The sequence below is a fragment of the Vibrio sp. 16 genome (genome assembly GCF_963681195.1).
GTDB lineage: Bacteria > Pseudomonadota > Gammaproteobacteria > Enterobacterales > Vibrionaceae > Vibrio > Vibrio sinaloensis_D.
Window position 1 is genome coordinate 1185004 of the sequence record NZ_OY808997.1, and the last position, 14847, is coordinate 1199850.

Consider the following 14847-nt stretch of genomic DNA (forward strand, 5'->3'; position numbering starts at 1 on the left):
AGCCGATTATGCTTTTAGCCAGCCTTTTTCTGTAGCTTCTTCTATCATTTGTTGTGCTTTGTCCCACAACGCTTCCGAGCCAAAGCCGATCTTTCGATTGACGGTAAGAGCCTGCTCTTTAGTCACGCCGTGTTCTAACCAGCTCTGCCCTTGGTTGTGGTAGTTGAGCAGCATTGGAATAATTCTATCGAGCGCTTTGGCAAACTTTGCATCCGCACTTTGCCCTTGTTCAAACTCTTGCCAAATAGCCATTAGCTCTGCACCTTGCTCCGTGGGCAACATGCCAAACATGCGTTTCGCCGCGGCAAGCTCTTTCTCTTCTTGCTCTAAAGAAGCGACGGCGTCATAAACAAAAGTGTCACCAGCATCTATCTCAACAATATCGTGCAGTAAGAGCATTTTTACCACACGCGCGATATCAACAGGCTCATTGGCATGCTCTTCCATCAAGATTGCCATTAACGCGACATGCCAACTGTGTTCGGCACTGTTTTCAAGGCGACCTTCCGCGCTTTTAACGCGGGTTCTCCTTAGCACGGATTTGAGCTGATCCAATTCCATGAGTAACGCAAGTTGTTGCTCTAATCGATTCATTCCTTCGCCTTCCAATTGGGGTTAATTAACGAAGTGAGATTGTGGTCTTCCCACTTACCATCGATGAGTAGGTAGTCTTTGGCAAACCCTTCTCGTTTAAAACCTAAGCGGTTAAGCACAGCCTCACTGCGTTGGTTCCGAGGCATATAGCTCGCCATTATGCGGTGAATGTTTTGGATTGAGAACATGTAGCGCACCGCAAGTTTCAACGCGCGAGACATAACCCCTCGCCCTTGCGCAACTTGGCCTAGAGAATAGCCCACGTTGCACGCATGAAATGGAAAACGGGAGATGTTACTAAATGAGATTGTCCCTAGCATTTCACCGCTTTCTGTATCGAGGATAAGCAAGTAGTAACCAAGCCCCATTCGATGCAGTTCGTTCAACTTGATCAATCGTTGAGTCCAACCCGGCTCGGTATAAAAAGCGGGCTCTCGTTTGGGCTCCCAAGGTTTAAGATGCGAGCGATTGGCAATAAAGTAATCAGAAATGAGCTTGCCATCTGTTGGCTCGGCGGTACGCACAGTCACATCGCCATCTTGTTCAAACACTTGCTGCGGTGTACTAATACGTTCCATTAACTTTTTCTTATCCCATACTCACGCAGTTTGTTCGCAACCGAAGTATGCGAAACATTCAAGCGCTTAGCGAGTTTACGGCTAGACGGAAACGATTGATACAATCTCTCCAGCACTTGGGATTCGTACTCTTTCATGATCTCATCTAGGGAGCCATCAAGATTGATGGATGGCAAATGAGCAGAAGAAGATTCCAACTGTGGCAAGTGGAACAGCTCAGCATCTAGCACGTCAGACTCAAGTTCTGTAAGCGCTCGCAAAACCATGTTTTCCAGTTGGCGCATGTTACCAGGCCACTGATACGTCACCAATTGATCGATAAGCGTATCACTAAGCTCAGGTTTGCCAATCCCTAACTGTTTCACGTATTTCGCGACAAACAATTCAAGTAGTGGCGCAATGTCGTTTGAACGTTCGCGAAGAGGAGGAATGATTAATGTCAGTACGTTTAGCCGATAGAACAAATCCTCGCGGAAACTTCCCGACTCAGCGAGATCCGCAAGATGATGGCGAGTTGACGCAATAACACGGACATCGACATGAATTTCGTCTTCTTCTCCCACGCGGCGGAAGGTGCCATCTTGGAGTAATCGCAGCAGTTTGATTTGCAAGTGCGGACTCATCTCACCGATTTCATCCAAGAACACCGTGCCACCATTCGCCTGCTCAAAAATCCCTTTATGACCTTGGTCGTGGTTAAAAGAGCCTGGCGCATGGCCAAACAGTTCTGTTTCAGCCACATCATCCGGCATTGACGCACAGCTCAACACCAAAAACGGTTTACCCGAACGGTTTGAACGGTTGTGGCAAGCTCGTGCAAGCATCTCTTTGCCCGTGCCCGTTTCACCTTGGATGAGCAAAGGCTGATCGAGCATAGAGAGCTTTTTGGCTTGACTAATTAGCGCTTTGTGACGATTGGACACGCCGACAAAATGCTCAAAACCGAGATTGTTGTGCAGCGGCAAACTTTCATCAAACAGAGGCTTTTCTTGAGAAGAGCGGATCATCATTACCGCACTCGCCAAGATGGATTCGTTGGCTTCGTCCGTAATGTATACAGGCATCACATCAAGCGTGTAATCCAACCCACCAATCACAATGCTTTCACGTTGGCGAGTGCTGGTGCTTTCGCTCCATTTTGCAAAGTTAAAGCTGGGGATCAGGGTTGAAGCCGGATGGCCAATTATTTCACTCTCTTGCTGATGGAATAGACTCATCGCGGCGTGATTAGCCATGTCGACGTTGCCTTTCAGGTCTATCGCAAGGACCGGTTCTGGAAGGCTATTGAGCAAGGAGATAAGCTCTGTGTTGTGGCGCTCAATAGGCATAAACTGGATTTTTCGGACATCTTTGACGCCTGAGATGCGACGGATCTCCGCCATCAACTCACTAAAGGTATCGAAATCGATATCGGGACAGTTGAGATAAATGATGCCTGAAATATCAATTTCAATGCCTCGTAAGTCGATGTTCTTTGAAGCAAGAATATCGAGCAGTTCACGAGTCAGGCCAAGCCTGTCTTCACAAAAAACTTCTAGACGCACAGATAAGTTCCTAACTAAGGTGTCACGAAAAGTTGACAGTAGTTTCCCTTAAGCCTAGATCCTCGTCAAGCAAAGCGACATCACTTGCTTCACATTCACGCTATTTGATTGTTATAGCGGCGATTTTTTCTACGATTTGTTTTCGAATCGCGCCCAGTTTGACTCGTCGTTCTTCATGCCAAGGCATAGGTCGAAGCAGTGCCATCGCTTTTAACCCTAAACGAGCGGTTAAGATTCCGACGCCAAGTCCCTGCCCTGCTCTCGCTGACACGCGCCCGGCCAAGTCCATCGACATCAGATCCATGCTGGCATCTATGGCTAACTCACTTGCTCCTGCAGCGGCCATGTTGATTAAGGTCGATTTGAACAGCTGTAGCCGTGACCAATACCCTAGCTCGACACCGTAAATATCCGCTAAGCTGTCGATCATTTTGAAGTTTCGCCAAGCCACCAGCAACATATCGGCAATCGCCAATGGGCTTATGGCAACAAGCGCCGCTGACTCAGTCGCATGTTGAGACACCACTTTAGTTGCCAACTTATCTTGCTCTGACACCACCATCGCATCGTACATATCGAGCACTTCACCATCACTGTGCGAGGGCTTCACGCTATGGATCCAACGGTCATAACTGGGTGACTCTGCTGAAATGCCTGACTGCTTGGCAAGCGCCTCACAAAACGCCTTCCCTTTACCAATGCTATTGGTTTCGATTAGGGCTTCCGTTTGCTCTTGTACCGAAAAGTGATTGCGCAGCTTACGTAATTTCCACAACTCTTTGCCGATTGCGCCAATACCTAAACTGGCAAGAACCGATATGAATCCCGCCCATCCTAACGACAACCAGTCTGCGGTTTGAATCGACGTGACAACACTGTCTATCGCCTGCCACCCCACTAAACCAGCAAATGTTGCCAACAGACCACTCGCCAACCACTTCGACCCAGAGTGAGGGCGAATAATGCGTTCTAATTTTGCTTCGGCTTCGGTATCAGAATCACGCTCTTCAATCTTTGCAGGGACAAATGTTTCTTGCTCGGTGAATTGCATGTGTGCAGTGAGGTCTGGTTGAGATTGAACTGGTTCATCCACTAAAGGCTGTTCAAACACCTTCTTCTGTTTCAACTTACTGTCTGCTGGTTGGCTCATTTCAGTTTGTCTCCAATCAAATACTCAAGTGCTTTATCCATGCGAATATGCGGCAATGGCTCATCACTGAGCGATGCTTGAGGGCGAAAGGCGGTAAACTCGAACCCTTGCTGCTGCCAATACACTTTATTGGGTAACTTCTTCGGTACTTCACCAGGGAAGACCGTCATGGGCTGCTCTTCCAGCGTCACTCCTTGAATCGCAGGCACCGCCTGATCGCCCTGACCAATAAAGCCCGTTTGAGTGGCTTGGATAGAGGCCATAGTCATACAACTCATTTCAATGTTTTCAAACGACGCGTTTTGCCACGCTGGATGTACCATTTGCTGCAACAACGACACCAAATTTGGGTGTTGTTCGGGGGTCACATGATCCGCTTTTGTTGCCGCGAATAGCACTTTATCAATCCGTGGTGAAAACAGGCGCTTTAATAAATTACTCCTGCCGTACTTAAAGCTATTCATGATTTGTTCTAGCGCGTCTCGCATATCATGGAACGATTCATAACCTGCGTTAAGTGATTGTAAGCAATCCACCAAAACGATTTGGCGATCAAACGTCGAAAAATGATGCTTATAGAAGGCTTTCACTACTTTTTGCTGATACTCGTGATAGCGCGCTTGAAGCATGGCTAAATTGGACGTTTTCTCAACCTTTTTCCCTTCTTCAAACTTCACTGGGAAAAACTGCAACACTGGCGCGCCGTCAAGTTCTCCGGGCAATACAAAGCGTCCCGGTTGAACCCAATGGAGTCCGCTCTCTTTGCACGCGTATAGATAGTCGGTATAGGTTTGAGCGATCTCCGCCAGTTGTTTTTCATCGAGATCCGAATCGACATCAAACTGAGAGAGCTTCTCTAGCCAAGGCACCGCTAATTCCTGGCGAACACCTTTTAGTGCATCAAATTGGCTGTTAGACCATTGCTCAAAATCCATATCCAAAAGCGGCAGGTCGAGCAACCACTCCCCTGGGTAATCAATAATATCGATGTGCAAGGTCGCTGTGCTATTGAACAGTTTCTTGGTTTTTTTCTTAGGTTTGTATTTTAACGCTAAGCGTATCTCGCTGACATCTCGCGTTGGTTTTGGCCACTGAGGAGGCTCACTGTGAAGGGACTCGATGGCTTCATCGTAACCAAACCTTGGCACCAACATATTAGATTGGGGCTCACGCTTGGCTCCGACAAGGCGTTTGTCTCTCGCCGCAGAGAGTAGCGGCAAGTTATCGTGAGTTGAGGTATGAAGAAGCTGATTAACCAACGAGCTAATAAACGCGGTCTTGCCTGCTCTGGATAATCCGGTCACCGCAATACGGACATGTGAGTCAACGCTGCGGTGGATTAAATCATTCACTTCTTGAGTAATGCTCTTCATTCAACTTCTCTTATTTAACTATTCGCACTCATCATACTGGCTCCAATCTTAATCAAAGATGAACAAAAAAGCCCTCGATATGCATCAAGGGCTTTAATAAAAACGAGGGCGTGATATCTAATCGTCTTCAATGAGCTTGTAAATCACGAACAGTGCGATTTCGAGAAGGGCAAACAACACGCATGTGATGGTCACGTATTTTTCATCGAATATGCTGATGCCGTGCAAAATGATGTCGTAGCCGACAAAGAAACCGACGACAGCCGCGATGACTAGCTGAAGAATTTGAATAAAACGAGGCATTTTCGCTCCTGACGTATTTGTTTACAATTTGTAGTATATAGACAAAAGGTGCAGTTTTACCCACACCTTTGTCAAATCTTTGCGAGAATCTCTTGCTAAATCAGCAATTTCTCACAAGCTTAACTTTCCATCTCTTGGATTTTTACTTTCCAAGTATCAGGGCCAATTTGGTGAGCGTTGGCGCCATTGGAGTCAACGGCTACGGTTACTGGCATATCTTCGACTTCAAATTCATAAATCGCTTCCATACCGAGATCTTCGAACGCCACCACGCGCGCTTTCTTAATCGCTTTAGCAACCAAATAAGCCGCGCCGCCGACCGCCATCAAGTAGACCGCTTTGTGCTTTTTAATCGACTCAACGGTAGCAGGTCCGCGCTCCGCTTTACCGATCATGCCCATGATGCCCGTCTCTTCAAGCATCATGTCGGTGAACTTATCCATACGCGTAGAGGTGGTTGGACCCGCAGGACCTACGGCTTCATCTCCGACTGCATCAACAGGGCCGACGTAGTAGATAAACTTGCCTTTAAAATCGACACCTTCTGGCAAACCTTCACCATTTTGTAGCATGGTTTGGATGCGTTTATGCGCCGCGTCACGACCAGTCAGGATCTTACCTGAAAGCAGAACCGTTTCGCCGGTCTTCCACTGCTCCACATCCGCTTGTGTCACTTCATCAAGATTAACTCGGCGAGTGTTCTCCCCCGCTTCCCACGTAATGTCTGGCCACTCTTCCAATTTTGGTGGCGTTAAGTCCGCAGGGCCTGTGCCATCTAACGTAAAGTGTACATGGCGAGTAGCCGCACAGTTCGGGATCAAACACACGGGTTTAGACGCAGCGTGTGTAGGAGCGGTTTTGATTTTAACGTCGACAACCGTGGTTAAACCACCTAGACCTTGAGCGCCGATACCGAGCTTGTTGACACGGTTAAAGATATCTAAACGCAGTTCTTCTTCTGCGTTTTGCGGGCCGCGTTCGATCAGCTCTTGAATGTCGATGTGTTCCATCAGCGATTCTTTCGCCAATACTGCCGCTTTCTCAGCGGTGCCACCAATGCCTATTCCCAACATGCCCGGTGGACACCAGCCTGCGCCCATCGTCGGCAGTGTTTTCTCTACCCATTCCGCAATATCGTCAGACGGGTTTAGCATGACCATTTTCGTTTTGTTTTCGCTACCGCCGCCTTTTGCCGCGATCTGAATTTCTACTTTGTTGCCCGGCACCATGTTGATGTGAACAACCGCAGGAGTGTTGTCTTTGGTATTGATTCGCTTGCCCGCAGGATCCATCAATACCGAAGCACGTAGTGGGTTATCTGGGTTGGTGTACGCTTGACGAACACCTTCATCAACCATTTGCTGCACCGTAAGATCGGTAGAATCCCATTGGACGCCCATGCCCACATTGACGAAACAGGTGACGATACCTGTGTCCTGACAGATTGGGCGATGGCCTTCTGCAGACATGCGAGAGTTAATAAGAATTTGAGCAATCGCGTCTTTCGCCGCTTGGCTCTCTTCTTTATGATAGGCTTTTTCCAGGGCTTGAACAAAGTCTAGAGGGTGGTAGTAAGAAATGTACTGAAGTGCATCAGCAACACTGCTGATCACGTCTTGCTGGCGAATAACCGTCATTGCGTGCCTCTTTATCGTTATGCTTCCTTTTCATCCATCTACTCAAACGTTTGCCTATTAGGCGATTGACTCAGGCTGACTGCGCCTTTTTATTATTAAACGTCATGAGTAGCGGCGTTGGTTAGCATTATGATACTCTTGCTTTCCCTCTGTTACCATGCAGCGAACGATCTCTTTGTCACAAATTAAACAAATGAATAACAACGCGCCAAATTGCTTAGAAATCAAGCCGATTAAATACCAAAATGATCTTGCCAAACAGCTTTTTGACTCCATTGAGCACCTGCCATGGGCCATGTTGTTAAGGTCGCCATCCCGCACGCATATCGACAGTCGCTTCGACATTTTGGTCGCCCAACCTATCGCGACATTGACCACCAATGGCGAGCACACGTTAGTCAAAAATCCTGACGGTCAATCCACATCGTCAAGTGACCCATTTGACCTCCTGCAAGCAGAGCAAACTCGCTGGCTTAGCGACATCCACTACGAGGGTGATTTGCCCTTTGTCGGCGGCGCTCTGGGGTATTTTTCTTATGATCTTGGCCGACGCGTTGAGAAACTGCCAGAGCTAGCCAAGAAAGACCTCGATACGCCCGATATGGCGGTCGGCTTGTATGAGTGGGCCGTGATTGTTGATCACAACCAACAAAGCGCCGCTATCGTTGGAGTCAATGTTGAGAGACATTACCACTGGTTGTTAAGCCAAACTCCCATGCCATCGGATAACTTCGCGCTCAACTCATCGTGGCAATCAAACATGACCAAATCTGAATACAGTCAAAAGTTTGCCAAAGTGCAGGAGTATTTGCTCTCTGGCGATTGTTATCAGATTAACCTTGCTCAGCGTTTTGTGGCGGAGTATCAAGGCAGTGAGTGGCAGGCGTATCAGAAACTCGAAGCGGTTAACCAAGGCCCTTTCTCTGCGTTTATCCGCACAGAGCAAGGGGCGATTTTGAGTGTCTCTCCTGAGCGTTTCTTAGAAGTCAAAGACAGAGTCATTGAAACCAAACCGATTAAGGGAACGCGTCCTCGCTCTGATTGCCCACAGCAAGACGAACAATCTGCGCTCGACCTAGCCAGCGCAGAAAAAGATCAAGCTGAAAACTTGATGATTGTTGATCTGCTGAGAAATGATGTAGGTCGCGTGGCAAAACCTGGAACGGTTCACGTGCCGAAACTTTTCGATATTGAGAGCTTCCCTGCCGTTCACCATTTAGTGAGTACGATTCGCGCAGAGTTGGATAGCCAATATGCCCCAGCCGATCTGCTTAGAGCGAGTTTCCCGGGCGGTTCAATTACGGGCGCTCCAAAAATTCGTGCTATGGAAATCATCGAAGAGCTCGAGCCTCATCGACGAAGTGCGTATTGTGGCAGTATTGGCTATATCAGCCGTCACGGACGAATGGACACCAGCATTACCATTCGCACCTTGGTGGCCGAACAGGGTAAGCTGCACGTGTGGGCTGGTGGTGGCTTGGTTGCCGACAGTCAATGTGAGTCAGAGTACCAAGAGACATTAGATAAGCTGAGTCGAATTTTGCCAACGCTTGCACAATAGTAAAAAGTGGGTGCTAAACCCACTTTTCTAGCATCAGCCTTAAGTCTTGCGCGGTGTATGGTTTTGTTAAAATATCATTCATGCCGCTGACAATGCATTTCTCACGTTCTTCTAACGTAGTGCCCGCGGTCAGGGCAATGATCGGCAGTGTGTAGTTCTGCTCTCGCAAATAGCGCGTTGCTTCAAACCCATCCATTTCCGGCATTCGACAATCCATAAAGATTAAATCGTATTGATGGTCACTGGCTGCTTTGATCGCTTCAATGCCATTGGTAGCAATGTCGGGTTGAATGGAGAGTTTTTTTAGCATCTGATTGATGATCACTTGGTTCATTCGGATGTCATCCACCACCAAGATTGAGAGCTGCTCAAGTAGTGTCACCGCATCATTTCCATCTTGACGAGCATGCTCGGTATCATTCTCTTCTTCTCCGACAACCAACGGAATTGTCACCGTAAATGTACTCCCACTGCCTTTGACACTATGGACATGAATATGTCCTCTCATTAGCTCGACAAGGTTTTTACAGATGGCTAAACCCAGCCCAGTCCCTTCGAAGTGACGCGTCGCCGTACGGTCAACTTGAACAAAAGGGTCAAACAGTGTCGATAAATCCTCTTGCTCAATACCGATACCAGTATCCTCCACAGTAATCGTCAACTGATCATGTTTCCACTGCGTTGTAACAGATACAGAGCCTTGACGCGTGAACTTAACCGCGTTGCCAACCAAGTTCACCATAACTTGGCATATTCGCTCAAAATCTCCAATTAGGATTGGCGGAATCGGCGTCGATTCTTTGATGCGAAAGTCGACGCCTTTTTCAACCGCCTTCGACTGAAAAATGCCGTTTAGCATCTGCTTAACAGAGGCCCACTCAAATCGACTAGGTATCAGCTCCATCATACCTGCGCTGATCTTACTGAAATCAAGGATGTCGTTGATGATCAAACGAAGCAAATCCCCCGAATAGACGAGATTGTTTAACAGGGTCGACTGTTCATCGTTTAGCTGCGTTTCGGCAAGCAACTCGGCGCTGCCTAGCAAGCCATTGAGAGGAGTACGTAGCTCATGGTTGATCATGGCAACAAACTCTTTGGTTGCCTTCTCCGACTCTTCTGCACGCGCTCGGGCTTTTTGGTTGCTGGTAATGATCAACTGACGGCTTATCGCACTGCAGAGCAAGTCAGCAACGAGCGTTATTTGGCTCACCACAAAGTCTCGGTCGACGTCGACGTCATTGAGAACCACGCTCAGTTCACCAACCGTTTTGTAATCCACTTCAAGGGGTAACCGGAGCTGATTTGCTTCCCAAACAGCGTAAGGCTTCACTTGGTCAATCCCACGCACTTCGGTGACGTTGAAGCTATCCGCAACGAGTGTGGGCACCAGTTTAGGTAACAAAAATAGCTCTGCGTGACTGAGCGCCGATGAATGTTTCAACCGCTCCAATAACGATGAAACCAACCCATCGTCTAGATTGCGACTCAAAAATGCGCGCCCAAAATGAATCAATCCCTCGCTTATCTGTTGTTCAAACTCGAGCTTTTGCAGTCCATCGCGATTTTGCTTTTTTAACTGACTCAACGCCAAGGTAAGCTGTTGGTTCGCTTCAAACAGCTCTAAACTCTTTTGTTCTAATAGTTGCTCCGCGGCTTTACGCGAAGCTGTCTCCCGAGCGAGTTTTCGCTCCAGTGCAGAATTACTACTCATTGAACCGTCACTCTACCAGCACCACTTTGAAGCGTACGTTACTGCCATCTTCAACCTGAGGAACCATTTCAACATTTATCGATTGCTCAAAGTGCGCCGCACACCCTTCTAACAATCCCAAACAAACATGCGCCATACATCGCGCGCTGCGATAATCAAACTCCATCTCTGTCTCAGATTCTGAAATAAAGTCAAATCTGGGCGGGTTGGCGTCTTGATACAATTTTTTCACTTCAGTGTGAATGTAATCTTCGACCAAGCGAATGAATTGAAACGTCGACTGACAGTTTTCGAGGCTACTCGATTTGGGCAGCGAACTATAGAGGTTGTTAAAGACGCTTTGGCCAAAAACCCGTTGAAGGTCCTCGGCAGGTATCCCTGTCTTCTTACTCAGCATCACCACAAGTTGAACCAACTTTCGGTGATCGTAACTGCCTACCGAAGTATAGACACCATCATCCCCTGCACTCTCTAAGATGTCATCAAGTGTGTCCAAACCGAACTTGGCTTCAACCAAATCAATAAACTCAGTAAAGATAATTCCTTTCATAATTTGAGCTATCCTTGCACTATATGGTGAATTAAAAGCATGAGCTAAAAAAAACGGATTATCAAATTAAGACATGGAGTTATCGTGTTATCGGAATTCAACAAAAGCCAACTGATTCAAAACTTTCAGTTACACCAAACCGTCAACTATCACCAAGAAGCGATCAAACGCGTCGCTCACCTGCAAAATCAACCGCTACGCAAGGCATCTGTCCTGATTGGTTTCGTTGAACGCAATCAAGAGTTGAATGTCATTTTCACCAAGCGGGCTAAACATCTTAAACATCATCCAGGACAAGTCAGTTTCCCCGGCGGAAAACATGAGAATGACGATCATAGCTTAGCTCACACAGCGCTTAGAGAGACATTCGAAGAGGTTGGTATTCGTCACAGCGAGATCGATATATTCGGCCAAATGCCAGAACTCGTGACGATCAGTAAGTTTAGTGTGACGCCATTTCTCGCGTTTGTAGACGAGAACTACCAGAGCGTCATTGATCCAAACGAAGTGGACGAGGTTTTTGAAGTACCCGCCAAGGTGGTTCTGGACAGAAGACAACTGAAAAGCCAACAATTCCAATTTGCCAATCATTCACACCGTGTGTTTGGACTCTCTTACAAACAGCACTTTATTTGGGGGATGACAGCGCAAATCATTCAAGCAATGCAAAAGCACATTATGCATCAATATTAATAGAATAATATATCGAGCAACATTTGTTCATATTAGTTTAATTATTTATCAATAGCGCAAACGTTTTCCTGCAAACTACGCCTAACTTTTTTGCTACAACATTAGAAAAACTAATTTCACGGATTAGCATAAATCACTAGTAGCACGGCATTTTCGTGACCAAAAACTCCTTTTTGACATATCATGTTATAACTCCAATCAATTCATGATTTAGATCTATTTTTTGTGCAAGATTTTTATGCAAAATTGCACCCGACTTATTTCCTGTTCCCAAAAATGAGTATCACAAAATGAATACTAATACTTCTGCGGTTTCTTCCGCACAATCTCCTAGTAAGTTTACTTACAAGGATTTCACCTGGTGTCTGTCACTTTTCGGTACTGCGGTAGGTGCTGGCGTACTTTTCCTTCCAATTAAAGCAGGTGCTGGCGGTTTCTGGCCATTAGTTATCCTTGCTCTAATCGCGGCACCAATGACTTGGTTCGCACACAAATCTCTTGCTCGTTTCGTACTTTCTGCAAAAAATCCTGAAGCTGACATCACTGATACTGTTGAAGAACACTTTGGTAAGACTGGCGCAAACCTTATTACTTTTGCTTACTTTTTCGCTATCTATCCTATCGTTCTTATCTACGGTGTTGGTATTACAAACACAGTTGACTCTTTCCTAGTTAACCAGATGGGTATGGAATCTATCCCACGCTGGCTACTGTCTGGTGCGCTGATCGCTGCGATGACTGCCGGTGTTGTGTTTGGTAAAGAGCTGATGCTGAAAGCAACATCTGCATTGGTTTACCCACTAGTGTTCATCTTACTTGCGCTTTCTTTCTACCTAATCCCTGATTGGAACAGCTCAATGATGTCTGTTGCACCAGACTGGTCTTCTATGCCATCTGTTGTTTGGCTAGCAATTCCAATCATTGTGTTCTCTTTCAACCACAGCCCAGTTATCTCTCAGTTCTCTAAAGAGCAACGTCGTGTACACGGTGACAACGCAGTTCAGAAAACTGACGCTATCACTGGTGGCGCAGCAATGATGCTAATGGGCTTTGTAATGTTCTTCGTATTCTCTGTGGTACTTTCACTGTCTCCAGAGCAGCTAGCAATGGCTAAAGAGCAAAACATCTCTGTTCTTTCTTACCTAGCGAACGTTCACGAATCTCCACTGATCTCTTACATGGGTCCACTCGTTGCTTTCGCAGCAATCACTTCAAGCTACTTCGGTCACTTCCTAGGTGCGCACGAAGGTCTAGTTGGTCTAGTGAAATCTCGCTCTGAAACGCCAGTAAACAAGATTGAAAAAGCATCACTGATCTTCATCGTTGTAACGACTTGGATTGTGGCTATCGTTAACCCAAGCATCCTAGGCATGATTGAAACAATGGGCGCGCCAATGATTGCGGCTATCCTGTTCCTAATGCCTGTATTCGCAATGCAAAAAGTACCAGCGATGGCGAAGTACAAAACTTCTACACCTGTACAGATTTTCACAGCTCTTTGTGGTATTGCGGCCATTACTTCTGTAATCTACGGCGCTCTTTAATCCAGTCACTTTTTTAAAGTCTGATTAAACCAAGAATATAACGATAATAATAAGCCTCCCTCCCCCTGGGAGGCTTAGTTTTGAGGTAATCGATATGATTAGTGTTTTTGACATCTATAAGATCGGCGTTGGTCCTTCAAGCTCACACACTGTAGGCCCAATGAAAGCGGGTAAAGAATTTATTGATGATTTACGTTCAATGGGAAAATTGCGCGACATCACTAAAATTACCGTTGACGTTTATGGATCACTATCACTGACAGGGAAAGGTCACCACACAGATATCGCAATCATCATGGGTCTTGCTGGCAATACTCCTGAGAAAGTGGATATCGACTCTATTCCGGGCTTTATCGCTCGCGTAGAAGAAACTGAGCGCCTTCCTGTTGGCATGCACTGTCACACAGTATCGTTCCCGAAAGAAGGTGGTATGAACTTCCATACTACTAACCTTGAGCTTCACGAAAACGGCATGCAGATCCACGCTTGGATCAATGACGAAAAAGTGTACTCAAAGACCTATTACTCTATTGGCGGTGGTTTCATCGTTGATGAAGAAAACTTCGGTAAGGAAGAAGAGAACCCAGTGAAAGCCCCTTACGAGTTCACAACAGCGGAAGAGCTAGTGAATCAATGTAAGGAAAGCGGTCTTTCTATCAGTACGTTGGTGATGAAAAACCAAGCAGCGATGCACTCTGATGAAGAGTCTCGTACTTACTTTGCTAACATCTGGAAAACCATGCGTGAATGTATGGATCGCGGTATGAATACTGAAGGTATTCTGCCTGGTCCACTGCGTGTGCCTCGTCGTGCGGCAGCGCTTCGTCAGCAGCTTCTAACGTCTGAGAAAACAACCAACGATCCTATGTCGGTTGTAGACTGGGTAAACATGTTCGCTTTCGCTGTTAACGAAGAGAACGCTGCAGGTGGCCGAGTTGTGACAGCACCAACTAACGGTGCATGTGGCATCATCCCTGCGGTACTGGCTTACTACGATAAGTTCATCCAAACCGTGACTGAGAAAGACTACATTCGTTACTTTGCGGCTTCAGGCGCAATCGGTGGTCTGTACAAGCGTAACGCTTCTATCTCTGGCGCTGAAGTTGGCTGTCAGGGTGAAGTTGGCGTGGCATGTTCTATGGCGGCAGCGGGCCTTGCTGAGCTTATGGGTGGTAGCCCAGAGCAAGTTTGTATGGCCGCTGAAATTGCAATGGAGCACAACTTAGGTCTAACCTGTGACCCAGTTGCTGGTCAGGTTCAGGTTCCATGTATCGAGCGCAACGGTATTGCTGCTGTAAAAGCGATCAACTCGACTCGTATGGCACTACGTCGTTCGTCTGCGCCTACCGTATCTCTAGATAAGGTTATCGAAACCATGCTAGAAACCGGCAAAGACATGAACGCGAAATACCGTGAGACGTCTCAAGGCGGCTTAGCCGTTAAAGTTATCTGCTAATTATCCGTCATATTTGGATATTCAAGGGAGTGCATTGCACTCCTTTTTTTGTTCTAGCGGTGACGTTTTCGTTGGTTCTTACGCTTGTTGATTGTGAGATCTTCAGCATAAATCTATGAAAACTCTCAGTAGCGATCATGCTAACTGAGA

General features: G+C 46.8%; 13 protein-coding genes. 4 read left to right on the top strand and 9 right to left on the bottom strand.

Annotated elements, in window-relative coordinates; genetic code table 11:
* Positions 1-6: 6 nt before the first annotated feature.
* The 7 genes from U9J37_RS05270 to U9J37_RS05300 all read right to left on the bottom strand — a co-directional run bounded on the left by U9J37_RS05270 (position 7) and on the right by U9J37_RS05300 (position 7179).
* Positions 7-594, bottom strand: a complete 588-nt coding sequence (locus U9J37_RS05270; RefSeq protein ID WP_005472034.1) for an HD domain-containing protein — start codon at positions 592-594, stop codon at positions 7-9.
* Complete coding sequence (gene rimJ, locus U9J37_RS05275; RefSeq protein WP_005472118.1) at positions 591-1172, bottom strand: ribosomal protein S5-alanine N-acetyltransferase; 582 nt, start codon at positions 1170-1172, stop codon at positions 591-593. The genes U9J37_RS05270 and rimJ overlap by 4 nt, the downstream gene beginning before the upstream one ends.
* Positions 1172-2716 (bottom strand): transcriptional regulator TyrR, encoded by a 1545-nt coding sequence (tyrR, locus tag U9J37_RS05280; protein ID WP_005471984.1) that lies wholly within the window; start codon positions 2714-2716, stop codon positions 1172-1174. The genes rimJ and tyrR overlap by 1 nt, the downstream gene beginning before the upstream one ends.
* A gap of 100 nt (positions 2717-2816) precedes the next feature.
* The gene (locus U9J37_RS05285; protein ID WP_005471952.1) at positions 2817-3866 is read right to left on the bottom strand and encodes a YcjF family protein; all 1050 of its coding nucleotides are present in this window, start codon (positions 3864-3866) and stop codon (positions 2817-2819) included.
* A complete protein-coding gene (locus U9J37_RS05290; protein WP_005472147.1) occupies positions 3863-5239 on the bottom strand; it encodes a YcjX family GTP-binding protein in 1377 nt (458 codons plus the stop codon). Before U9J37_RS05290 ends, U9J37_RS05285 begins: the two co-directional genes overlap by 4 nt.
* A 117-nt stretch (positions 5240-5356) precedes the next feature.
* A complete protein-coding gene (locus U9J37_RS05295; protein ID WP_005471904.1) occupies positions 5357-5542 on the bottom strand; it encodes a hypothetical protein in 186 nt (61 codons plus the stop codon).
* A 119-nt stretch (positions 5543-5661) separates the two neighbouring features.
* The gene (locus U9J37_RS05300) at positions 5662-7179 is read right to left on the bottom strand and encodes a fumarate hydratase (RefSeq protein ID WP_005472113.1); all 1518 of its coding nucleotides are present in this window, start codon (positions 7177-7179) and stop codon (positions 5662-5664) included.
* 157 nt (positions 7180-7336) lie between these two features.
* Here U9J37_RS05300 and pabB point away from each other — a divergent pair, with 157 nt between their 5' ends.
* Entirely contained in the window at positions 7337-8740 is a 1404-nt protein-coding gene (pabB, locus tag U9J37_RS05305; RefSeq protein WP_005472029.1) for an aminodeoxychorismate synthase component 1, read from the top strand.
* A gap of 13 nt (positions 8741-8753) precedes the next feature.
* Here pabB and U9J37_RS05310 read toward each other — a convergent pair whose 3' ends face one another.
* On the bottom strand, positions 8754-10454 hold the full coding sequence (locus U9J37_RS05310; protein ID WP_005472134.1) for an ATP-binding protein: 1701 nt from the start codon (positions 10452-10454) through the stop codon (positions 8754-8756).
* A gap of 7 nt (positions 10455-10461) precedes the next feature.
* A complete protein-coding gene (locus U9J37_RS05315) occupies positions 10462-11004 on the bottom strand; it encodes a heme NO-binding domain-containing protein (RefSeq protein WP_005471937.1) in 543 nt (180 codons plus the stop codon).
* 84 nt (positions 11005-11088) lie between these two features.
* Here U9J37_RS05315 and U9J37_RS05320 point away from each other — a divergent pair, with 84 nt between their 5' ends.
* From U9J37_RS05320 to U9J37_RS05330, 3 genes are all read left to right on the top strand, one after another.
* Positions 11089-11697 carry a CoA pyrophosphatase gene (locus U9J37_RS05320; protein ID WP_322413930.1) on the top strand — a complete coding sequence of 203 codons (609 nt, stop codon included), beginning with the start codon at positions 11089-11091 and terminating at the stop codon, positions 11695-11697.
* 290 nt (positions 11698-11987) lie between these two features.
* Positions 11988-13241 (top strand): aromatic amino acid transport family protein, encoded by a 1254-nt coding sequence (locus U9J37_RS05325; RefSeq protein WP_005471902.1) that lies wholly within the window; start codon positions 11988-11990, stop codon positions 13239-13241.
* 94 nt (positions 13242-13335) lie between these two features.
* Positions 13336-14697 (top strand): L-serine ammonia-lyase, encoded by a 1362-nt coding sequence (locus U9J37_RS05330; protein ID WP_005472109.1) that lies wholly within the window; start codon positions 13336-13338, stop codon positions 14695-14697.
* Positions 14698-14847: the final 150 nt, after the last annotated feature.

Bases quoted from the DNA above. Each gene is read 5' to 3' on its own strand.
- U9J37_RS05270 (WP_005472034.1), bottom strand. From the start codon at position 594: ATGAATCGATTAGAGCAACAACTTGCGTTACTCATGGAATTGGATCAG.
- rimJ (WP_005472118.1), bottom strand. From the start codon at position 1,172: ATGGAACGTATTAGTACACCGCAGCAAGTGTTTGAACAAGATGGCGAT.
- U9J37_RS05285 (WP_005471952.1), bottom strand. From the start codon at position 3,866: ATGAGCCAACCAGCAGACAGTAAGTTGAAACAGAAGAAGGTGTTTGAA.
- U9J37_RS05290 (WP_005472147.1), bottom strand. From the start codon at position 5,239: ATGAAGAGCATTACTCAAGAAGTGAATGATTTAATCCACCGCAGCGTT.
- U9J37_RS05295 (WP_005471904.1), bottom strand. From the start codon at position 5,542: ATGCCTCGTTTTATTCAAATTCTTCAGCTAGTCATCGCGGCTGTCGTC.
- U9J37_RS05300 (WP_005472113.1), bottom strand. From the start codon at position 7,179: ATGACGGTTATTCGCCAGCAAGACGTGATCAGCAGTGTTGCTGATGCA.
- pabB (WP_005472029.1), top strand. From the start codon at position 7,337: ATGCAGCGAACGATCTCTTTGTCACAAATTAAACAAATGAATAACAAC.
- U9J37_RS05310 (WP_005472134.1), bottom strand. From the start codon at position 10,454: ATGAGTAGTAATTCTGCACTGGAGCGAAAACTCGCTCGGGAGACAGCT.
- U9J37_RS05315 (WP_005471937.1), bottom strand. From the start codon at position 11,004: ATGAAAGGAATTATCTTTACTGAGTTTATTGATTTGGTTGAAGCCAAG.
- U9J37_RS05325 (WP_005471902.1), top strand. From the start codon at position 11,988: ATGAATACTAATACTTCTGCGGTTTCTTCCGCACAATCTCCTAGTAAG.
- U9J37_RS05330 (WP_005472109.1), top strand. From the start codon at position 13,336: ATGATTAGTGTTTTTGACATCTATAAGATCGGCGTTGGTCCTTCAAGC.